This window comes from Georgenia sp. Z1344 (assembly GCF_057652375.1).
The window spans coordinates 1,897,595-1,917,220 of the sequence record NZ_CM172728.1; the positions used below are offsets into that span (position 1 = coordinate 1,897,595).

The 19,626-nt window shown below is 74.8% G+C and carries 18 protein-coding genes and 1 tRNA gene; 13 read left to right on the forward strand and 6 right to left on the reverse strand.

Annotated elements, in window-relative coordinates; all coding sequences use genetic code 11:
- Positions 1-20 precede the first annotated feature (20 nt).
- On the reverse strand, positions 21-2,462 hold the full coding sequence (locus AC24FB_RS08555; RefSeq protein WP_425713831.1) for a bifunctional copper resistance protein CopD/cytochrome c oxidase assembly protein: 2,442 nt from the start codon (positions 2,460-2,462) through the stop codon (positions 21-23).
- Between the two features lie 255 nt (positions 2,463-2,717).
- Here AC24FB_RS08555 and AC24FB_RS08560 point away from each other — a divergent pair, with 255 nt between their 5' ends.
- From AC24FB_RS08560 to AC24FB_RS08585, 6 genes are read left to right on the forward strand one after another with little or no spacing between them, the layout of a single operon-like run.
- The gene (locus tag AC24FB_RS08560; protein ID WP_425713830.1) at positions 2,718-3,749 is read left to right on the forward strand and encodes an AAA family ATPase; all 1,032 of its coding nucleotides are present in this window, start codon (positions 2,718-2,720) and stop codon (positions 3,747-3,749) included.
- Between the two features lie 8 nt (positions 3,750-3,757).
- Positions 3,758-4,648, forward strand: coding sequence for a DUF58 domain-containing protein (locus AC24FB_RS08565; RefSeq protein WP_425713829.1), 891 nt, complete (start codon positions 3,758-3,760; stop codon positions 4,646-4,648).
- On the forward strand, positions 4,635-5,108 hold the full coding sequence (locus AC24FB_RS08570) for a hypothetical protein (protein ID WP_425713828.1): 474 nt from the start codon (positions 4,635-4,637) through the stop codon (positions 5,106-5,108). Before AC24FB_RS08565 ends, AC24FB_RS08570 begins: the two co-directional genes overlap by 14 nt.
- Positions 5,102-6,112: a vWA domain-containing protein gene (locus tag AC24FB_RS08575; protein WP_425713827.1), complete on the forward strand. Its 1,011-nt coding sequence runs from the start codon at positions 5,102-5,104 to the stop codon at positions 6,110-6,112. The genes AC24FB_RS08570 and AC24FB_RS08575 overlap by 7 nt, the downstream gene beginning before the upstream one ends.
- Positions 6,109-7,221 (forward strand): vWA domain-containing protein, encoded by a 1,113-nt coding sequence (locus AC24FB_RS08580; RefSeq protein WP_425713826.1) that lies wholly within the window; start codon positions 6,109-6,111, stop codon positions 7,219-7,221. The genes AC24FB_RS08575 and AC24FB_RS08580 overlap by 4 nt, the downstream gene beginning before the upstream one ends.
- A complete protein-coding gene (locus AC24FB_RS08585) occupies positions 7,218-8,246 on the forward strand; it encodes a hypothetical protein (RefSeq protein ID WP_425713825.1) in 1,029 nt (342 codons plus the stop codon). Before AC24FB_RS08580 ends, AC24FB_RS08585 begins: the two co-directional genes overlap by 4 nt.
- A gap of 12 nt (positions 8,247-8,258) precedes the next feature.
- Here the strand turns inward: AC24FB_RS08585 and AC24FB_RS08590 are convergent, their stop codons facing one another.
- The gene (locus AC24FB_RS08590) at positions 8,259-8,867 is read right to left on the reverse strand and encodes a TetR/AcrR family transcriptional regulator (protein ID WP_425713824.1); all 609 of its coding nucleotides are present in this window, start codon (positions 8,865-8,867) and stop codon (positions 8,259-8,261) included.
- A 162-nt stretch (positions 8,868-9,029) separates the two neighbouring features.
- Between AC24FB_RS08590 and AC24FB_RS08595 the strand changes: the two genes are divergently transcribed.
- A complete protein-coding gene (locus AC24FB_RS08595) occupies positions 9,030-9,494 on the forward strand; it encodes a hypothetical protein (protein WP_425713823.1) in 465 nt (154 codons plus the stop codon).
- On the opposite strand, the gene AC24FB_RS08600 is transcribed toward AC24FB_RS08595, so the two are convergent.
- The 3 genes from AC24FB_RS08600 to AC24FB_RS08610 are packed head-to-tail and all read right to left on the reverse strand — an operon-like array spanning position 9,460 to position 13,525.
- A complete protein-coding gene (locus tag AC24FB_RS08600; RefSeq protein WP_425713822.1) occupies positions 9,460-9,915 on the reverse strand; it encodes a (deoxy)nucleoside triphosphate pyrophosphohydrolase in 456 nt (151 codons plus the stop codon). The genes AC24FB_RS08595 and AC24FB_RS08600 overlap by 35 nt on opposite strands.
- The gene (locus tag AC24FB_RS08605) at positions 9,912-10,898 is read right to left on the reverse strand and encodes a transglutaminase family protein (protein WP_425713821.1); all 987 of its coding nucleotides are present in this window, start codon (positions 10,896-10,898) and stop codon (positions 9,912-9,914) included. The genes AC24FB_RS08600 and AC24FB_RS08605 overlap by 4 nt, the downstream gene beginning before the upstream one ends.
- The gene (locus AC24FB_RS08610; protein WP_425713820.1) at positions 10,895-13,525 is read right to left on the reverse strand and encodes a circularly permuted type 2 ATP-grasp protein; all 2,631 of its coding nucleotides are present in this window, start codon (positions 13,523-13,525) and stop codon (positions 10,895-10,897) included. Before AC24FB_RS08610 ends, AC24FB_RS08605 begins: the two co-directional genes overlap by 4 nt.
- 142 nt (positions 13,526-13,667) lie before the next feature.
- Between AC24FB_RS08610 and AC24FB_RS08615 the strand changes: the two genes are divergently transcribed.
- Together AC24FB_RS08615 and AC24FB_RS08620 are read left to right on the forward strand one after the other, a co-directional pair.
- A tRNA-Gly gene (locus AC24FB_RS08615) sits at positions 13,668-13,738 on the forward strand.
- A gap of 162 nt (positions 13,739-13,900) precedes the next feature.
- Complete coding sequence (locus tag AC24FB_RS08620) at positions 13,901-14,380, forward strand: LapA family protein (RefSeq protein WP_425713819.1); 480 nt, start codon at positions 13,901-13,903, stop codon at positions 14,378-14,380.
- Between the two features lie 20 nt (positions 14,381-14,400).
- On the opposite strand, the gene AC24FB_RS08625 is transcribed toward AC24FB_RS08620, so the two are convergent.
- Positions 14,401-16,026, reverse strand: coding sequence for a hypothetical protein (locus AC24FB_RS08625; protein ID WP_425713818.1), 1,626 nt, complete (start codon positions 16,024-16,026; stop codon positions 14,401-14,403).
- A 121-nt stretch (positions 16,027-16,147) separates the two neighbouring features.
- Between AC24FB_RS08625 and AC24FB_RS08630 the strand changes: the two genes are divergently transcribed.
- From AC24FB_RS08630 to AC24FB_RS08645, 4 genes are all read left to right on the forward strand, one after another.
- Entirely contained in the window at positions 16,148-16,669 is a 522-nt protein-coding gene (locus AC24FB_RS08630; RefSeq protein ID WP_425713817.1) for a hypothetical protein, read from the forward strand.
- A 154-nt stretch (positions 16,670-16,823) separates the two neighbouring features.
- A complete protein-coding gene (locus tag AC24FB_RS08635; protein WP_463653283.1) occupies positions 16,824-17,777 on the forward strand; it encodes a YqeB family protein in 954 nt (317 codons plus the stop codon).
- 84 nt (positions 17,778-17,861) lie between these two features.
- A complete protein-coding gene (dcd, locus tag AC24FB_RS08640; protein WP_425713815.1) occupies positions 17,862-18,440 on the forward strand; it encodes a dCTP deaminase in 579 nt (192 codons plus the stop codon).
- The gene (locus AC24FB_RS08645) at positions 18,437-19,606 is read left to right on the forward strand and encodes a hypothetical protein (RefSeq protein WP_425713814.1); all 1,170 of its coding nucleotides are present in this window, start codon (positions 18,437-18,439) and stop codon (positions 19,604-19,606) included. Before dcd ends, AC24FB_RS08645 begins: the two co-directional genes overlap by 4 nt.
- The last annotated feature ends 20 nt before the right edge of the window (positions 19,607-19,626 follow it).

Here is a 19,626-nt window from a genome sequence, read left to right on the forward strand (position 1 = left end):
TGCGGCGTCGACACACACCCCTACCGCTCCTGCGACGCCCTCGCCCGGGCCGCGAGCATCTCGTTGTAGGCGGCGAGCTCGGCGTCGCCGTCGGCGTCGGCCCGTCGGTCGATCCGCCGGGCCTCCTTCCGCTCCGACCGGGCCCACTGGACGGCCACGCCGACCGCGAGCGCGAGGGTCGGGAACTCGCCGACGCCCCAGGTGATCGCGCCGCCCACCCCCTGGTCGGCCATCGCGTCGACGCCCCACGGCAGCCCGAGCCAGCCGAAGTGGTCGGCCCCGAGCAGCGCCGTCGACTGCATGACGGCCACGCCGAAGAAGGCGTGGAACCCCATCGTCGCGATGAGCAGGACGAGTCGCAGCGGGTACGGGGGGCGGGTCGGGCCGGGGTCGATGCCGATGAGCGCGTTGGCGAACATGTACCCGGCGAGGGTGAAGTGGACGACCATGAGGATGTGGCCCACGTGGCTCCCGAGCGCCAGGTCGAACAGCGGCGTGAAGTAGAAGACGATGAGCGACCCGGCGAAGTTGATCCCCGCGACGATCGGGTGCGCCCACGCCTGCGCCCACCGCGACCCGAGCAGGGCGAGCAGCCACTCCCGGGGCCCGCGCGAGCCGTCCTGCCGCACGGGCAGGGCCCGCAGCGCGAGCGTGACCGGCGCGGCGAGGACCACGAACAGCGGCACGAGCATCGTCAGCGCCATGTGCATCGCCATGTGCACGCTGAACAGGATGTCGCCGTACACCGCCGGCGCGCCGAGGGTGAGGTAGGCGAACGCCGCGAGCCCGACGTACCAGCAGACCGTCCGGCCCACCGGCCAGGCGATGCCGCGCCGCCGCAGCCGCAGCGCCCAGCGCCCGTAGACCAGCGCGCCCGCGACGACCATGAGCACGAACAGCGGGTCGAGCCGCCACACGGTGAGGTAGGCGACCAGGTCAGGGAACGGTGGGACGGGTGAGCTGGTGATCGCGTAGGTAGGCGTCGGGTCCGGCGGCGGCGCGATCGGCACCGGCGTCTCGGACGACCCGAGCGCCACGGCCACGCCGATGACCGCGGCCATGAGCGCGACCTCGCCGATCGCGAGGCGGAGGAACGCCCCGCGCCGCCCCTGCCCGAGCGCCGGCAGGGTCGAGCGCCGGTGCCACGCGCCCGCCGCGAGCAGGGCGGCGCTCGCGACGACCTTCACCAGCAGCAGCCGCCCCCAGCCCGTGGTGACGAGCTCGCCGAGGTCGTTGATCCGCAGCATCGCACTCGCCGCACCCGACAGGACGACGAGGATCGCCGACCACGCCGCCGTCGACGAGTACCGCTGGGCCGCCGGCGCCAGCTCGCGCGACCTCAGGTGCTGCGCGGCGACGAGCAGCCCGGCGAGCCCGCCCATCCACAGCACGACGCCGGCGAGGTGCAGCCACATGCCGGTCATCGCGATCTCGTGGTTGGCGGCGCCGTTGGCGTGCCCCGTGAACCCGATCGGCGCGAGCGCCACCACGCCCACGACGGCGGTCCACGCCGCCCCGGCCGTGCCCGACGTCGAGACGGCGAGCAGCCCCGTCAGCAGCGCGAGCGCCGAGGCCCACACGAGCGTGACGCCGAGGTCGAGCTCGGTGACGAACTGCCACAGCGACGCGGAGTACAGCTCGCCCGTCAGCGGCTCCCCGACCACGGACGCGTGCGTGAGCAGCAGGTGCGCCACCTGCAGCGGGCCCCACAGTGCGGCCGCGATCATCCCCGCGCGCACCACGCGGGTCCAGGCCCGCGTCGGCGGCCTCGCCGCACGCCGCCTCTCGGCTGCCGACGACGACGAACGTGCCGCCTCCTCGCCCGCCGTGTCGGTCGCCGGACGGCTGGTTGGTGCCGGGAGGGCGGCGGGGTCGGCGGATGCCGGCGAGGGCTCGGCGTCGGAACCGCCGTCGGGGCCGAGGACGGGCGTCGTCGTCGCCGGCGCGTCCGTCGACCGTCCGCCGGCGGCCGCGCGGGCGGCGCGCTCGCGCGCGGAGACGCGCACGGTGTGGGCCTTGGCCGGCCCCACGAGCACGATCGCGGCCACGGCGAAGCAGCCGACGGCCAGCGTCGCGGCGAGGTGGCTCCCGACCGTCACCAGCGGCAGGCCCCAGCGGACGAGCACGCCGGGGTCGGCGAGCAGGGGGGCGTCCGCGGCGCCGGTGGAGAGCAGGCCGAGGACGAGCGCCACGAGGGCGGCGCCGAGCGCGCCGACCCATACCGCGACCGCGCGACCCGTCGACGGCGTCCGCATGGCCGACGCCTGCTCGGTCGACGCCTGCACGGTCGGCGTCCGCCCGGTCGACGGCGTCCGCCCGGTCGACGGCTGCTCTGCCGGGCCGGTCCCGCTCGGCACCTGTCGTCCCGTCGCGCCCCGCTGCGTCCCGGCCTGCTCGGTCGTCAACGAGCTGGCGCCGGCCGTCGCCGACCGGCGGGCATCGGAGGACGGGGGCTGCGGCACCTCGTCAGGGTACGTCGGCGGCGTCACGCGGCCCGGGGTGCGTGCGCGGTCTCACGCGGCGCGCGAGGGGAGCGGGCGGTTCGACGTCGCCGTCGTTCGTCGTCGTCGGACGTTCGTCCCGTCCCGCCCACGTCCCGGCCCCCGCACCAGGTGGGAAGCACTGCCCTGTGCTCCGGCCCGTGGACCGGCCCGCGCGTCGGTAGTCTGCACGGGCCACCCCGCCGGGGCGGCGTCGAGCATCGTGAGGGAGCACCCGTGCCTGAGTGGACCGCCCAGCCCGAGCAGCAGGCGAGGGCCCGCGTCAAGCGGATCAAGGACGACGAGGTCTGGCGCGCCACCGACCTCGTGCGGCAGGTCACCGAGGTGTTCAACACGCGGGTCGTCGGCCAGGACGACCTGCGGCGCGCACTGCTCTCCACGCTCATGGCGGGCGGGCACATCCTGCTGGAGTCCGTGCCGGGCCTCGCCAAGACGACCGCGGCGCAGACGCTCGCCTCCGCGGTTTCGGGCTCGTTCCACCGCATCCAGTGCACGCCGGACCTCATGCCGAACGACATCGTCGGCACGCAGATCTACAACTACGCGACCGGCGAGTTCACCACCCAGCTCGGCCCGGTGCACGCGAACCTCGTCCTCCTCGACGAGATCAACCGCTCGTCCGCGAAGACCCAGTCGGCGATGCTCGAGGCGATGCAGGAGCGCCAGACCTCGATCGGCGGCGAGGTCTACCCGCTGCCGAGCCCGTTCATGGTCCTCGCCACGCAGAACCCCATCGAGGAGGAGGGAACGTACGTCCTCCCCGAGGCGCAGATGGACCGGTTCCTCCTCAAGGAGGTCCTCACCTACCCGACCCCGACCCAGGAGGTCGAGATCCTCTCCGGGATCGCGTCGGGCTCCCTCAACACCCCGATCGACACGCAGCCGATCTCGCTCGAGGACGTCACGCTCCTCCAGGACCTCACGTCGCGCGTCTACGTCGACATGTCGATCAAGCAGTACATCGTGGCGCTCATCAACACCACGCGCGGCGGCGGACCGCGCCCGCTGCCCGGCTTCTCCGACCACGTCCGGGTCGGCGCCTCGCCCCGAGGCGGCATCGCGCTCCTGCGCGTGGCCCAGGCCGTCGCCCTCCAGGAGGGCCGCACGTACGTGGTGCCGGACGACGTCAAGCTGCTGCGGCACGCGGTCCTGCGCCACCGCCTCGTGCGGACGTACGACGCGCTGGCGAAGAACGTCGCGCCCGAGGCGCTCGTCGACGCGGTCTTCGCCGCGGTCCCGACGCCGTAGGGGGCGCGGTGGATCGGTCGAGCTCCAGGCTGGAGCAGATCCGGGCGCGGCTCGAGCTGCCGACGGTGCGCCGCGCGAGCGGCCTCCTCGACGGCCGGCACCGCTCGATCTTCTCGGGGCACGGCCAGGACTTCGACGACCAGGTCGAGTACCACCCCGGGGACGACGTCAAGGACATCGACTGGAAGTCCTCGGCGCGGGCTGGCCACCCGATCATCCGCCGGTTCGTGCGCGAGTCGAACCTGTCCACGGTCCTCGCGTTCGACACCGGCGTCTCGATGGCCGCCACGAGCGCCTCGGGACTGTCGAAGAAGAACGTCGCGATGTTCGCGGCGGACATCATCGCCTACGTCGCGCGCGCCCGCGGCGACCTCGTCGCGCTCGTCGCCGGGGACTCCGAGCGCATGGTCCAGCGCCCCGCCCGCCACGGGACCGCCCACCTCGAGTCGGTCCTCTCCCTGGTCGAGGAGGCGCTCACCCTCGAGGCCCCGCCGTCCGACGTCGGGCGGGTGATGGATCGTGTCCTCACCGGGTTCCCGCAGCGCTCGCTGGTCGTCCTCATCACGGACGAGGCCCGGCCCGGGCCGGAGCACGAGGACTCCCTGCGCCGGCTGCGCACGCGGCACGAGGTGCTCGTCGTGCGCGTCGGGGACGCACTGCCCACGGCCGCGGGGATCGGCCCCACGGCCGACGTCGACGGCTGGGAGCGCCTGCCCGCGTTCGTGCGCGAGGACAGGATCCTCGCCGCGCAGGTCGACCACGCCGCGGCCTCCCGCGCCACCGCCGCCACGCGCCTCCTCGACCGCCGCGGCGTCCACCACGTCGTCGCCTCCTCCGAGGACGAGGTCGTCGGCGCGCTGCTCGACCTGCTGGGGAGGTCGCGCCGTGTCCGTCGATGAGATCGGCACCGACCTCGCCGCGCTGCAGGACTACCCCTGGTGGGTCCTCGTCCTCGGCGTGGTCCTCGTGCTCGCCGCGGTCGCGTGGATCGTCCTCGTCCTCGTGCTCACGTCCGCCCGGCGCGAGCGGTCACGGGCCGACGTGCCGCTGCGCATGGCCGACGCCGAGCGGGAGCGGTTCATCGCCGAGGTCGAGGAGCACTACGCCGCCTACGAGGCCGGGGCGCTCGACCTGCGGGCCCTCCACCTCAAGCTCGCGCGCACGATGCGGGCGTTCGTCTCCGAGCGGGTCGGGCGCGACGTGCGCTCGTGGACGGTCAGGGACATCTCGAGCCACGACCCGACCGCGCGGGCCGGCGGCCTGCTCAGCGTGTGGGAGGAGCCGAGCTTCGCCCACCGCTCCGACGCCGAGGCGCGCGCCGCCCGGGACGGCGCCGTGGAGGTGATCCGGCGATGGTGACCCCCTGGCTCTGGCCGGTCGCGCTCGTGATCATCGCGGCCGCCGCGCTCGCCGGCTGGCTGACGGCGACCCGCGGCGCGCGCCGCCCCGACGACGTCACGTGGGTGGCGAACTCGACCTTCATCCGCTCCCTGCCGCGCTACCAGCAGCGGATGCGGCTCATGCGCCTCCTGCTCGGCGGCGCCGGCGTCCTGCTCGTGCTCACGTCCGTCGCGGGGTCCGCCCTCGCCGCGCGGCCGATCGACCGGGACGTCCGCCACGAGGAGCTGACCAACCGCGACATCGTCCTGTGCCTCGACGTCTCCGGCTCGATGATCGAGTTCGACGCCGAGATCATGGCCGAGTTCCAGCAGCTGGTCGAGTCCTTCGACGGCGAGCGGATCGCCCTCAACATCTGGAACTCGACGACGAGGGTCGTCTTCCCGCTCACCGACGACTACGCGCTCGTCAACGAGGAGCTCGAGCACGGCGCCGAGGTCCTGGGCTCGTACCTCGACTGGAGCAACACCGACTGGGAGTCGATCGACGAGTACATGCGGGGCACCACGTCGACCTCCTCGATGTCCTCCTCCCTCATCGGCGACGGCCTCGCGAACTGCGTCAACAGCTTCGACCTCGAGGACGACGAGCGCTCCCGCTCGGTCATCCTCGCCACCGACAACGAGGTGGCCGGCGACCCGGTCTACGAGCTCGAGGAGGCGGCGGCGCTGGCCCAGGAGCGTGGCGTGACCGTGCACGGCCTGTACGCCTCCACGCTCGGTCCCGACGCCGGCCCGACCCGCGACGAGTACGAGGCCACGATCACCGAGCACGGCGGCCAGTTCTACGAGCTCGGCGACCCCGGCGCCGTCCCCGCGATCGTCGAGCAGGTGCAGGCCCAGCAGGAGGCCGAGCTCGACGCCGACCCCACGGTCGTCGTCACCGACCGCCCCGACCGCTGGCTTCCCTGGCTCACGGCCGGGCTCGCCGGCTTCCTCGTCCTCGTCTGGCGGGTGCGCACATGATCCTGCGCTGGGCCTGGGACTGGTGGGTGGTCGCGCTCGTCGCGCTGCCCCTGCTCGCGATCTGCGTGCACGGGCTGCTGCGGGCGCGCGGCAGCCAGGAGAACACGCAGTGGTCGTGGGTGCGCCGCGCGGCCATGGTGCTGTGCCTCGTCGTCGTCGCCCTCGCTCCCGCCGTCCCCGCCGAGGAGACGGAGGTGGGCACGAACGCGGACGTGTTCTTCGTCGTCGACCGGACGGGGTCGATGGCGGCGGAGGACTACGACGGCGAGGAGCCGCGCCTCGCGGGCGTGCGCGCGGACATGGCGGAGATCGTCTCCTCGATGCCGGGTGCGCGGTTCTCGATCGTCGCGTTCGACTCGCAGGCCACGCGCGAGCTGCCGCTGACCAGCGACGCGCGCGCCGTGGGCACGTGGGTGGACACGCTGCGCCAGGAGGTCACCTACTACTCGGGCGGTTCCTCGATGGACCGTCCCCGCCAGAACCTGTCCGAGGCGCTCGCCCGCGCGGCGGAGAACAACCCCGGCAACGTGCGGCTCGTCTTCGTCCTGTCCGACGGCGAGAACACCGCCGGCGACACCTCGCAGCAGCAGCTCCCGGGCGCGTGGTCCGACTCGGCCGGCTACGTCGACGGCGGAGCGGTCCTCGGCTACGGCACCACCGACGGCGGCCAGATGCGCAGCTACGACGGGACCGAGCGCACCGGCCCGGGCACCACCTCGCCGTACATCACCGACGACTCCACCGGCGAGCCCGCGATCTCCACCATCGACGAGACGAACCTGCGGGCCGTGGCCGAGGAGCTCGGCGTGGAGTACCTGCACCGCACGGAGCCGGGCGGGCTGGACGCCGTCGTCGAGGGCATCGACGTCGAGGCCATCGCGCGCGCCGACGGCCGCCAGAACGTCGACGTCTACCGCGACGTGTGGTGGCCCGCGATGTACGTCCTCGTCCTGCTGCTGGCCTGGGAGGCGTTCGAGATCGCCCGGCGGATGCGCGGCACGTTCGACTCCGGCTCGGTCCGCCGGGCGGCCCTCGCCGCGCGTGCGGGGTCGGGTGCGGGGCCGGGGCGCGGGTCCGGCGGCACGGGAGCCTCGGGAGGTAGGGCATGAGCACGACGACGAACGACGACGTCGCCACGGGTGGGCCGAAGGACGGGAAGCCCGCGGCGGGCCTGCCGGACCGGCTGCGCCGGCGGCGCCGGATGCTCGCGTGGTCGGCGCCGCTGCTGGGGATCGCCCTGACCGCCGGGCCGTTCCTCATCGGGGTGTCGCTGGCCGACGACGGCCACCGGTCCACCGCCGAGGAGGACCCCGCGGGCGCGATCGACGGGTACGCCGCACTGGCCGACGACACCCGGTTCGGCCCGCGGCCCTGGATCGCCGTCTACAACACCGGCACATCCGCGCTCATGGCCGACCAGGCCGCGACCGCGGTGACCGAGCTGACCGAGGCCCTCGAGCTCGTCCCGGAGGGGACCGAGGGGGACGACGGCGAGGTCGACCCCGAGCTGCCGGAGTGCCTCGTGCGGCGCAACCTGTCGCTGTCCTACGAGCTGCTCGCGAGCGAGGCGCTCGCCGACGAGGACCGGCCGATGGTCGAGGAGCACCTCACCGACGCGCTCGAGGCGCTCGGGCCGTGCACGACCGACCCGCCCGAGGACGAGCAGTCCGAGAGTCCGTCGGAGAGCGGGTCGGACGACCCCTCCGAGAGTCCGTCGGAGAGCGGGTCGGACGACCCGTCGGAGAGCCCGTCCGAGAGCGAGTCGGACGACCCGTCCGACGGCGGGGAGGAGTCCGACGAGCCGTCCGAGGGCGAGGAGGAGTCCCAGGATCCCGGCGACGAGGGGGAGGAGTCCCAGGAGCCGGGCGAGCAGGGCAACCCGAACGACGAGATCCAGCGCCGCCAGGACGAGAGCCGCGAGGAGAACCGCGAGGCCCAGCGCCAGGAGGAGGAGGGATCCTCCGGCGACGAGGAGGAGTCCTCGAGCGGCGAGGGCGGCGAGGGCGAGGAGGAGTCGTCCTCCCTGTCCCCGCAGGAGCAGGAGCTCCAGGACCGCAACCGCGAGGCCCAGGAGGACCAGCGCCAGCAGGAGCAGCGCGAGGGCGGCGGGTACGGCGGCGGCCAGAACTGGTAGCCGCGGCGGCGGTCAGCCGACCGGCGCCGGCACCCGCACGCCGACGGCGCGCAGGACGAACTCCTGGGTCGCGCCGATGAAGTCCTCGCGCTCGACCTCGCCGGTGGGCAGGCGGCGGCCGGACAGGCACGCGTGGACGAGCTGGACCGTGACGTCGAAGTCGCTCTCGCCGACCAGGCCCTGGGCGTGGGCGTCGGCGAGGATCTGCCGCAGGAGCAGCTCGACCCGGCCGACGTGCGCGCGCAGTCTCTCCGCCGCGTCGCGCGAGATGATCTCCTTGAGCGCCGGGCCGGGCGCCGAGTGATATGAGCGGTCGAGCTGGAGCTGTTCGCGCACGTAGGTCCGCAGCTGCTCGACCGGGTCGTCGATCGCCTCGAGCCGGGCCGTGAGCGACTCGGTGAAGTCGGCCGTCTCCTGCTCGATGAACCCGAGCAGCAGGGACTCCTTGTCGGCGAAGTGGTTGTACACCGACGTGCGGCCGACGCCGGCGTCCTGGGCGATCTCCGCGAGCGACACCGCGTCGAAGCCGCGCTCGCGCATGAGGCGGTCGAGGGAGGCGAACAGGGCGCGGCGCGTGAGCTCGCGGTGCTCCGCGAGGGAGCCGCCGATGATCCGTGGCATGGAGCGATGATGCCATGTTCTGACGCATCCGGGGAATCCGTCTGATCCGTGGTCGGCGGCGATGCCCGGCCGGACCCGTGGCGCCCGAGGCAGGACGCGGGTGGCGCGCCGGGCGCCGCGCCCGCCGGGGCCGGTAGGTTGATCCGCGGAGAGGGGACCGCCATGCACGACGACGCACGACCCGGCACGTCGGGCATGCCCGCGACTGCTGCGGCGCCCGGCGCGACCCTCGACGACGACGAGGAGCGGCGTGGTCGGCACGGCGGACCCGCCGGCGGCTCCGGGCCGGACGACGGCGATGCCCCCGACGAGGACCGCCGGCGTCGGCGCCGCACGACCGCGGTCGTCGCGGGGGTCTGCCTCCTGCTCGTGCTCGTCATGACGGTCGGCGCGGCCCTGCTCGTGGGCCCGCGGAGCCCGGCGGAGTACGGCGACTGGCTGCCGCTGGATCGCCTCTGGGACGACTGCGCGGCCGGGGACGGGGCGGCCTGCGACGAGCTGTTCGTCGAGTCCCCGATGCAGTCGGACTACGAGCGGTTCGGCAGCTCGTGCGGGGACCGGTTCCCCGGGGCCACGCGGGCGTGCGTCGACCTCATGGAGAACCGCCAGGACGAACGGCAGCGGTAGACCGGCTGCCGGCCAGGAGGCTCGCCCGCATGAGGCGGGCGATCGGGACGTCGCCGTCGAGCCAGTCGAGGCCGGTGAGGTCGCCCGGGCCGACCCAGCGCAGCTCGTCGTGGTCCTGCAGCGGCTCGGGGGCGCCGGCAGTGAGCCGCGACCACCACACGCGCATGACCATGCCCTCGACGATCGGCCAGTACCCACCGGACGGGCCGGGCAGGAGGTCGCCGAGCGCGACGCTCACCCCCAGCTCCTCCGCGAGCTCGCGGTGGAGGGCGTCGGCGGGGTCCTCGCCGGGCTCGACCTTGCCGCCCGGCAGCTCCCAGCGGCCCGCGAGGTGCGCGGGCGCCGAGCGGCGGGCGCACAGCACGCGGGGCTCGGCGTCGTCGTCGAGGATCGCCGCGGCGACGACGAGGCGAGGGCTCACCAGTCCTCGCCCGCCTCGGCGCGGGCCACGAGGTCGGTGAGCTCGGGCTCCTCGACGGGCCACAGGTCGACCCCGACGTCGAGGGTCGAGGCACCCTCGTCCCGGTAGACGATGCCGGACAGCGGCGAGACGTCCCGGAAGTCGCGGCCCCACCCGAGGATCACGTAGCGGGAGTCGACGAACTGGTCGTTCGTGGGGTCGAGGTGGACCCAGCCGCCGCCGGGAACCCACACCGCCACCCACGCGTGCGTGGCGTCGACCCCCCGGAGCTTCTCCCGCCCGGGCGGCGGCCGCGTCTCGATGTACCCCGAGACGTAGCGGGCGGACAGGCCGATCGACCGCAGGCCGGCCACCATGAGGTGGGCGTAGTCCTGGCACACGCCCCGGCGATGGTCGAGGATCTCGTCGAGCGTGGTCCGCACCGTGGTGGTGCCCGGCGCGTAGTCGAGGTCGGTGTAGATCCGGTGGCACAGGTCCCAGGCCGCGGCGACGACCGGCCGGTCGGGCGCGAACGACTCCGCCGCGTAGGAGAGGACGTTCTCGCCGGGGCTCGCGTGCTCCGAGGGCAGGGCGTGGTCGACGATCGACATCACCGCGCTCGCGCCCTCACCGTGCTCGGCGTGCCCGGTCGAGCGCATGACCGCGACCTGGCCGGCGGTGTCCTCCCAGGACACGGTCGGCAGCCGGGCGGGGTCGGTCCGGCGGTCGATGGTGAGCAGCGACCGGGCGACGACCTCGAGCTCGGTGTGGTCCTCGGTGACGTGGAAGTAGGTGACCCGGTTGCCGTGCACGTCGAGGTGCTCGGCGAGCTCGCCGGGGGTGGGGGAGACGTCGAGGGACGTGGCGTGCACGTGCTGCCCGCCGACCTGCCTGGGCAGGATGAGCGCGCGGCCGTAGGAGCTCGTCACCGTGGTGTCGTACGTGTAGGTGGTGCGGTGCTCGAGGCGGTAGTACGAGGTGCCGGACGTGGCCGAGGGGGTCACATCTCCCACCTGCCCTCGGTCCACCGGGCGGCCGGGGTGCGGCGGAAGTGGACCGCGGTGATCTCGCCGGTCAGCTCGCGCAGCCGCCACGAGATCGAGGTGAGGATCTCCGCGAGGTGGGTGCGGGTGCCGTCGTCGCGGACCTCGTCGGCACGCTCGGTGCGCAGCTCGTCGAGGAGCTCGCGGACCTGCCCGAGGAGCTCGTCGCGCTGGCCCGTGGTCCGCGCCAGGGCGGGCAGGTGCTCGAGGTGCTGGGTGAGGGTGGCGACCTGGAACGCGAGCGAGCGGGGGTTGGACTCGTCGAGCAGGAGCAGCTCGAGCGCGGCCCCGAGGCCGCCGGTCGGGTAGCGGCGACGGAACGTGATGACGGAGTCGTGCGCAGTGAGGACCGACTCGAGGACGAGCTCCTCCGTGCCGGCGTCGCGGCGGGTGCTGAGCGGCTCGAGGGCGCCGACCACCCCCTGGGCGCGCTCGAGGCGGCGCCCCACGTCGAGCAGCCGCCAGCCGATGTCCCGCACGAGGGACTCGGTGAAGACGCCGTGCAGCGCCATGAGCGACTCGAGCAGCCGGCTCAGGGTGCTCTGCACACCGGTGAGCTCGTCGGTGGCGCGGCGGCGGCGCTCGCGACCGATCACGCGGTCGAGGCTCGCCATCACCGTCAGGACCTCCGGCGGGAGGTTGTCCCGGACCCCGCGCGCGTCGCGCTGCATCCGGGCCACGCACCACGCGACCGAGCCCGCGAGGGACCGGTCGGTGACGAGCGCCCCGAACGCCGGGTCGTCCGGCGCGAGGCCGAGGGCGCGGACGAGGACGTCGAGGGCCTGGCGGCCGGAGCCGCCGACCGTGGAGTCGTCGGCCGGTTCGTCGGCGGAGTCGGACCCGGTCGTGGTGTCGGACCCGGTCGTGGTGTCGGACCCGGTGGCGGTGCCGTCCGCAGCGGCCGGACCCTCGCTGCCGTCCCCCTCGACGCCGTCGTCGGAGCTCTCCGTCTCGTCGGTCTCGTCGTCGGGGCGCGAGCGGAAGTCGTCCCAGCGGTCGGTGGCCACGGACAGCATGCGGACCATGCCCTCGGCCCGCTCGGTGTAGCGCCCGAGCCAGAACAGGTCCTCGGCGGCGCGGGGCGACACGGCGGTGTCGGGGAAGCGACCCGGCAGGACGTCGCGCCCCGTCGCGCCCGACGCCGTCACCGGCTGCGAGCGGTGCGTGATGACCCAGACGTCCTTGGCACGGCCCGCGAGGGTCCCCCCGAGCGGGGTGGCCGCGTCGTCGTCGGAGGAGATCCCGACCGCTCCGGACATCACCTGGTAGTCGGGGCCGTCGACCGCGGCGAACAGGCGCAGGGAGGTGGGGCGCGGGTGCAGCGTCCCGGAGTCCACGGTGGGGGTGGTCGAGGCGTCGACCGGCTCCTCGCCGACCCACCAGCCCGGGCGCTCGGAGATGCGCGCCGCGAGGGCAGCGCGCTGGGTGACGGTCAGCTCCCAGCCCCGCACGGCGCCCTCGGGGCCGGCGACGGGGCGGACGACGAGGCGGTGGAGGTTGGCGATGACGTGGTTGCACATCGACCGGTCGCCGCACCAGTACGTGACCGCGGAGGGGAGCTCGAGGTCGCCGAGCCCGAGGTAGCGGGCGGCGCGCGGGAGGTGGGCGCGCAGGGCGGGGGACTCGAGGACGCCGGAGCCGATGGGGTTGACCACCGCGACCGAGCCGGAGCGCAGGGCGTGCAGGAGCCCAGGGGTGCCCGTGCCGGCGGTCGAGCGGATCTCGAGCGGGTCGACGTCGCCGGCCGGGACGTGCCGCAGGAGGACGTCGACCGGCTCCTCGCGGCCGAGCGAGCGCATGGTGAGCCGGCCGTCCTCGACCCGCAGGTCGGAGCCGTGCACGAGCTGGAGGCCGAGCATCCCCGCGAGGTAGGCCTGGTCGAAGTACGTGGGGTGCTCGGGGCCGGGGGTGAGGACGGCGATGTGCGGCTCGTCGCCGGCGCCCGGCGGGGCGGCCTCCTGGAGCGAGCGGAGCAGCGCCTGGAAGTACGGGCCCACGCGGCGCACCCGGGAGCGGCGATAGACGCCGGACAGGACCTCGGAGACGACCCGGCGGTCGGCCATCGCGTACCCCGCGCCGACCGGCGTGCCGGTGCGGTCCATGAGCACGGTCCACGTGCGGTCCGCGTTGCGCGCGACGTCGACCGCCAGGTGGAAGAGCCGGTGCTCCCCGTGCTGCGGGAGGGAGTGCGCGTGCCGCGAGTAGCCGGGGTGGGCGAGGACGACCTCCGGCGGGATCGTCCCGGAGGTCAGCAGGCGGCGCTCGCCGTAGAGGTCGTCGAGCACGAGGTCGAGCAGCTGGGCGCGCTGGGCGAGGCCGGACTCGAGCGGCTGCCAGCCGTCGTCGTCGACGAGGACCGGGACCGGGTCGAGGTTCCACGTCTCCGTGGAGTCCGGCTCCCCGTACGTGACCGACTGGTCCTGAAGAAGGTCGACGACCTCCTCGGCCACGGCGTCGAGCGCTGCGGGGTCCGATCCGAACGGGCGGGTGAGGATGCGCGTCCACGCGCGCCGGTGGTCGGGGTGCGAGCCGAGCATCTCGTCGTGCGCGGTCGCCCGGGCGCGGTAGTCGTCGACGAGGTGGCTCACGGTCCTCCTGTCGCTCGACTCCCGCCCGGACCAGGCTCGCCACGAGGCTACCCGCCCGGTCGGAGGGTCTGCTCACAGTCCGGCTGCCGTGGCGCGCGAACGGCCCCGGTCCGGGTACAGTGGTCGGGCGCTTCGGCGCGACGCGGGTGTAGTTCAATGGTAGAACTTCAGCTTCCCAAGCTGACAGCGCGGGTTCGATTCCCGTCACCCGCTCCGCACGGACCGAGCCGCGGCACCGATCATCAGGTGCCGCGGCTCGGTCGTTCCAGGGACGTACCGGACGGGCGCGGGGCGCGCCGCGACGTCCGGCAGCCGAGGCCCCGCCCGCCTACGCTGAGGTTCCGAGCACCCTCGTGACCACGGAAGGCGTCCGTCATGAATCGCGCACCCGACCCCTCCGCCGGCGATCCCACCGTCCCCGGGCGGGCAGCCGACGACGCTCGAGCCCCGGAGAGCCTGGGCGAGTACGTGCCCGGCGACCGTGACCACCCGGGCGGGACGTCCGCGCAGCCGCCCGCGACCTCCTCGACCGGTCCGCGACCTGCGACGGGTTCCTCCCCGGTCCAGGCGCCCCCGCGCCAGGGCCCTGGCATCGCCGTCAGCACCTGGGTCGCGCTCATCCTCGGCGCCGTGATCCTCGTTCTCGTGCTGGTCTTCATCCTGCAGAACAACGTCCCGGCGGACTTCAGCTTCCTCGGCTGGAGCTTCGAGCTGCCGCTCGGCATCGCGATGCTGTTCGCGACGATCGCCGGCCTGCTCGTCATGGCGTTGTTCGGATCGGTGCTGCTCGTGAGGTCCGCGCGCCGGGCGCGCAAGCTGGAGAAGGAGCTCGCCGTGCACCGGCGCGGTCGCTGACCGTCCGAGCGGGCCGGACCTCAGTCGGCGGCCACGGCCTTTGCCGGGACTCGCGCACCGCGGATCGCGGACAGGTTGACGAGCAGGGTGAGCGTGAAGGCGAGCCCGGCTGACGCGAGCATCGCCACGACCATGCCGACCGCGTCGGTGGCGACGGTCGGCACGACGAACGCGGGCAGGTAGGCGGTCGCCTCGGCACCGAACACGCCGACGAGCGCGCCGCCGACGGTCGCGGAGAGGAGGGCGACGCCGAGGATGCGCCGATCGCCGAACATGAACGGGTAGGAGGCCTCGACGAAGGTCCCGAAGAAGAAGTTGACCGCCGACCCGGAACCCGCGAGCGCCCGTTCGCCCGACGTCCGGGGCCGCACGACGTTCGCCAGGGTGATGCCGAACGAGACCATGACGAGCGCGACCATGTCGACGGCGCCGAAGAAGCTGTGCCCCTTCTGCCCCATCTCCAGCAGCACGAGCGGCAGGATCACCGAGTGGTAGACCCCGGCGACGATGGCCGGCCACATCGCCAGCCCGGCGAGGGCACCGGCGAGCAACGGGTTGACGTCGACCGCCCACTCGATCGAGGTCTGCACCCACTCGCCGAGATAGCTGGTCAGCGGGGCGAGCGCGAAGTGCACGAGCAGGCCCGGCAGCAGGCCGGCGAACGCGCCGGTGACGATGTTGGCGGTGGTCGCGGGGAACCGGTGGGCGAGCGTCCAGCGCAGGAGGAACGACGCCGCGAGACCGGCGAGGATCCCGCCGACCAGCCCGCCGAGGATGCCGCCGGGCGCCGAGAGGGTCCCGGCGATCGCACCGGCGACCAGGCCGACCTCGTCGAGGGCACTGATGCGCCGGGCGGCGACGGTGGCCACGATGATCGGCAGCGCGGCGACGAGCAGGTCGAACACCGGGGTGAGGCCGTCGGCGCCCGGGATCCGGCTGACGGCGAGCACGAGCGCGAGGGCGATGAACGCCGGGATCGAGCCGACCATGATGCCGCGCAGGCTGATCCGCCGCCACGCCGGCTCGGACGTCCCGTCCGCGACTCCCGTGGCCGCAGAGCCGCCGAGGGAGGGGCGGTACGGGATTCGCCAGTGGCGGGCGAGCCCGGACACGTACGCCACGGCGCGGGTCGAGCTCGTGGTGCCGGTGGTTCCCGAGGCGGAGACGAGGTCGAGACCCATCCGCTGCGCCGTGGCGATCGAGGTGCCGCCGGTGCCCGCCGCAGGCAGGCCGCGTTCCACCGCGGCCTCGACGGTGCGGCGGTTCGTGTCACCGGGGTCGGCGCTCATGAGGACGAGCGCGTCGACCCGCCCCTCGCGCACGAGCGCGGCCGTGCGCTCGTCCTGCTCGCGCGCCGCGGTATTGACCTCCTCGAGCGTGCCGGTCGCGAGGAGCGACGGCTCGCCCTCGACGAACCCCCACAGCTCGGCGGGCGCGTCCGGTGCGATCCCGTCCATCGACGACGACGCCGCCACGAGCTGCACCGGCCCGACCTGGAGCCCGGCCGCCCCGATCTGCCGGGCCACGTCACGCAGCATCCGCGCGGGGTCGTCCCCGCCGTGGCTGCGCAGGTTGCCTCCGCTGCTGCCCAGCACGGCGACGGTGCGGACCTCCGTGCGTCGGGGCTCGTCGGTGGGCTCGGACATGGTGGGAGGCCTCTCGGGCGGGACGGCGGGACACGGCACCCTAGAGGCGGGGCGGGGCCGCCGCACGTCCCGTCCGGACCGTGGCGCATGCGCATGCGCATGCGCGTGCCAGGCTGGCGCCATGACGACGCGCGCCCAGCTGAGGAAGGCCGCCCTCGCGCAGCCGGAGACCGAGGAGAGCGGCACCCGGGCCGCCGCCGAGTTCCTGGTCGCGGGCACCCGCTTCGCCGCGGTCGAGGACGGCCAGGCCGTGCTGCACCTCCCAACCGCCGACGCCGACGAGGTGCTGCGCGACCACCCGTCGGCGGCGCGGGCCGAGGAGGCGGGCGGCGTCGTCGTGCGTGTCCCGCTCGCCGACATCGGTGGTATGGCGCTCAACCACTGGGTGCGCCGCGCCTGGGCGTCGCGTGCACCGGCCGGGCTCGTGCGGGAGGCCGAGGGTGCGTCGTCGGCCGAGCCGGGCGAGGTCGGCGACCTCCCGCGCGAGATCGGGCGCCCGGCCACGCGCGCGCTCGCCGGGGCGGGCATCACCTCGCTCGCCGAGGTGGCCGCGCGCAGCGACGCCGAGCTGCTCGACCTGCACGGGGTGGGGCCGAAGGCGCTGAGGCTCCTGCGGGCGGCCGCGCCTGCGACGAACGGTTGACCGCGGTCATCCTCCGGTCGTAGCGCAGGCGGGCACTTCTACCCGCAGGACTGATGCCCCGGCGCGCCCGACAGGGCCATGCTCGTGCCATGACCTCGACGCCGTCCGCCGCGCTGCGGCGGACGTGTGCGTCGTCGACCGGAGGGGGCGCGTCATGACCGTCGACGAGCGGACCCGGAGCAGGCACCGAGCGCCTCGACTCCCGCAGCTGCGTCCGGCGAAGGTCGCCCAGGAGCCGACCGAGCCCGAGCGAGCCGACGTGAAGCGCACCGACCCCGCGGGGGAGCACCCCGCGGCGAAGACCACCGCACCGCAGGACGGCAACCCCCGGCCGCCCGCCGCAGAGCCTGCCGCCGGCTCGGCCTCCCTCCCCGTCGTCCCGGAGCCCGCGGACGAGCAGCCGCGCCGCGCTCCGGCCACGACCCGCGTCCGGGCCCGCACCCGCCACCGCCTCGCCCTCATGCTCGGGCTCCCGGGCGCGGGCGTCGTCGTCGGGCTGGCCGTCGCCCTCGTCGTCGAGATCGTCGCCCACCTGACCGTCTTCGACGGCGTGCTCGGATACGCGGACTCGCTCGGCGAGCCGGTGGGCCTGATGATCGGCACGGGCCTCGGGCTCGTGCTCGGCGCGATCGTCGCCGGTGCCGCGCTGCGCGAGACGATGCGCGCCGAGATCTCCGAGCGGTCGCTCCTCGTGGTCTGGGACGACGCACGCGTCTGCGTCCCGCGCGCCCTGGTCGGGCAGATCGTGCTCGCCGACGACCTCGTGGTGCTCGGCCGCGGCGGCGTCGAGCTCGCCCGGGTCCCCATGCGCCTCGCGGAGGAGCCCCTGCGGGCCGCCCTCGCCGAGCACGACTACCCCGAGCCGCGGGCCGACGACCCGCACGAGGACGACTTCCGCCCGTGGGGCGAGGACGACGGCCTCGACGACGCGACCACCCGGCTGCTCGCGGCCCGCGCGGCCGCGGTCCAGGACGGCCAGCCCGGCGACGCCGAGCTCCTGCGCCGCCAGCTCGCGCGCCGCGGCGTCATGGTCCGTGACCGGGGCGGACGGCCGCCGCAGCAGCAGTGGCGTCGCGTGGTGGCGCGTCACCGGCCCGCCGCGGAGTAGGCACCGAGGGTGGCGCGCGGCGCCTCGACGGCTGCCCGCCGAGGGGCGTCCCCGGCCTCCTGCCCTCGATGGCACAATCGGTCCGTGCTGCTCTCCGACCGCGACATCCGCGCGCAGATCGACGCCGGACGCGTGGGCCTGGAGCCTTTCGACCCGTCCGCCGTGCAGCCGGCCAGCATCGACGTCCGCCTCGACCGCCGCTTCCGGCTGTTCGACAACCACCGGTACGACGTCATCGACCCGTCCGCCGACCAGCCCGAGCTCACCCGGCTCGTCGAGGTCGGCCCCGACGAGCCGCTCGTGCTCCACCCCGGAGAGTTCGTCCTCGGCGCGACCTTCGAGCAGGTCACCCTGCCCGACGACGTCGCCGCCCGCCTCGAGGGCAAGTCCTCGCTCGGGCGCCTCGGGCTGCTCACCCACTCGACGGCGGGCTTCATCGACCCCGGCTTCACGGGGCACGTGACGCTCGAGCTGTCCAACACGGCGACCATGCCGATCCGGCTGTGGCCGGGGATGAAGATCGGCCAGCTGTGCTTCTTCCGGCTCAGCTCCGCCGCCGAGCACCCCTACGGGCAGGGCGCGGACGGCTCGCGGTACCAGGGCCAGCGCGGGCCGACGGCGTCCCGCTCCCACCTGCGCTTCAACCGCGTCGACGTCCCATGACCACGCGCCGGGCCCGCCGCGAGGCGGAACGCGAGCGAGAGCGCGCGCAGGCTGCGGCCACGCAGACGCGACGGCGGGATCTTCGCCCGCACGGCACGGACGAGCCGGCCCCCGCCCCGGACACGGACACGGCTGCACCCGCCCGGGCGGCCGGTGCGCGGACGCGACGCCTCGACCGCTCCGTCGCCGCGAACCACCACCTGCTCGTGCTCGAGCGCCCGACGACGGCCGCCGCCCTCGCGGGCGTCCTCGTCGAGCGGCTCCCGGACCTGCGCACCCGCCGGGACGACGAGATCATCCTCGCGCCGGGCGCCGTGCTCACCGGCCCGTGGGAGGTCACGCCCGAGCTGGCCGCCGAGCTCGACCTGCCCGGGGCCTGCGCGTTCGTCCTGCGCGTGCGCCCCGACCGCGGGGACCCGACGCCCCCGGAGCTGCGCGGCCTCTCCCCGCTCGACGACGCCTTCCCGGACGGCTCCCCGCAGGGGGACGAGCTCGCGGCCCTCGAGAACGTCCACGCCCTCGCCCGGCGCCTGGGCGGCGCGATCCGGGTGACCGGCACCGGCGCGGTCGTCGTCCCGGACCCCGCCTCGGTCATCGATCGGCTCGTGCGCAGCGAGGTCGAGCTCGGCGCCACCGAGCTGGCCGTGCTCCTCGACCGCTTCCTCGACGACGTCGTCGTCCTGTCCGACGACATCTGGGGCGGAGGCTCGTCGTCCGTCGGCGGACGCATGGTCGGCGACGGCCCGGAGTGGGCACGCGACATGGTCTCGATCGAGGTGACGACGGTCGCGCCGGTGACCGAGCTGCCGGCGATCCGTCCGCCGCGCCCGACCGACGACGGCTCCCTGCTGGTGCCGCTCCTCGAGGCGCCGGTGCTCGGACGACCCGGCTCCGGCCGGTCCTCGCTCGCCGAGCGCGGGGACGAGGGGGCGACCCCGGACGCGGTCCCCGGGTCCCGCCCGGTGCTCACCTACGAGGTGCGGTTCCGGCCCGGCCGCCCGATGGACGTCCTCGGGACGCACCCCACCCGCGCGGGGCGGCGCTCGCGGCGGGAGGGCCGGCGCGTGGTCGACGGCGTGTCAGCCGACCTCGTCCGGCTCATCGGCGGGCACGTCATCGACGACGACGGGTTCCACCGCAGCACCGGCCCGGCGTCCGACGACTGAGACGGGGCGGATCCCCGACC

Coding starts and splice junctions, on each gene's coding strand:
- AC24FB_RS08575 (WP_425713827.1), top strand. CDS start 5,102: ATGGTGACCCCCTGGCTCTGGCCGGTCGCGCTCGTGATCATCGCGGCC.
- AC24FB_RS08580 (WP_425713826.1), top strand. CDS start 6,109: ATGATCCTGCGCTGGGCCTGGGACTGGTGGGTGGTCGCGCTCGTCGCG.
- AC24FB_RS08585 (WP_425713825.1), top strand. CDS start 7,218: ATGAGCACGACGACGAACGACGACGTCGCCACGGGTGGGCCGAAGGAC.
- AC24FB_RS08590 (WP_425713824.1), bottom strand. CDS start 8,867: ATGCCACGGATCATCGGCGGCTCCCTCGCGGAGCACCGCGAGCTCACG.
- AC24FB_RS08595 (WP_425713823.1), top strand. CDS start 9,030: ATGCACGACGACGCACGACCCGGCACGTCGGGCATGCCCGCGACTGCT.
- AC24FB_RS08620 (WP_425713819.1), top strand. CDS start 13,901: ATGAATCGCGCACCCGACCCCTCCGCCGGCGATCCCACCGTCCCCGGG.
- AC24FB_RS08625 (WP_425713818.1), bottom strand. CDS start 16,026: ATGTCCGAGCCCACCGACGAGCCCCGACGCACGGAGGTCCGCACCGTC.
- AC24FB_RS08630 (WP_425713817.1), top strand. CDS start 16,148: ATGACGACGCGCGCCCAGCTGAGGAAGGCCGCCCTCGCGCAGCCGGAG.
- AC24FB_RS08635 (WP_463653283.1), top strand. CDS start 16,824: ATGACCGTCGACGAGCGGACCCGGAGCAGGCACCGAGCGCCTCGACTC.
- AC24FB_RS08645 (WP_425713814.1), top strand. CDS start 18,437: ATGACCACGCGCCGGGCCCGCCGCGAGGCGGAACGCGAGCGAGAGCGC.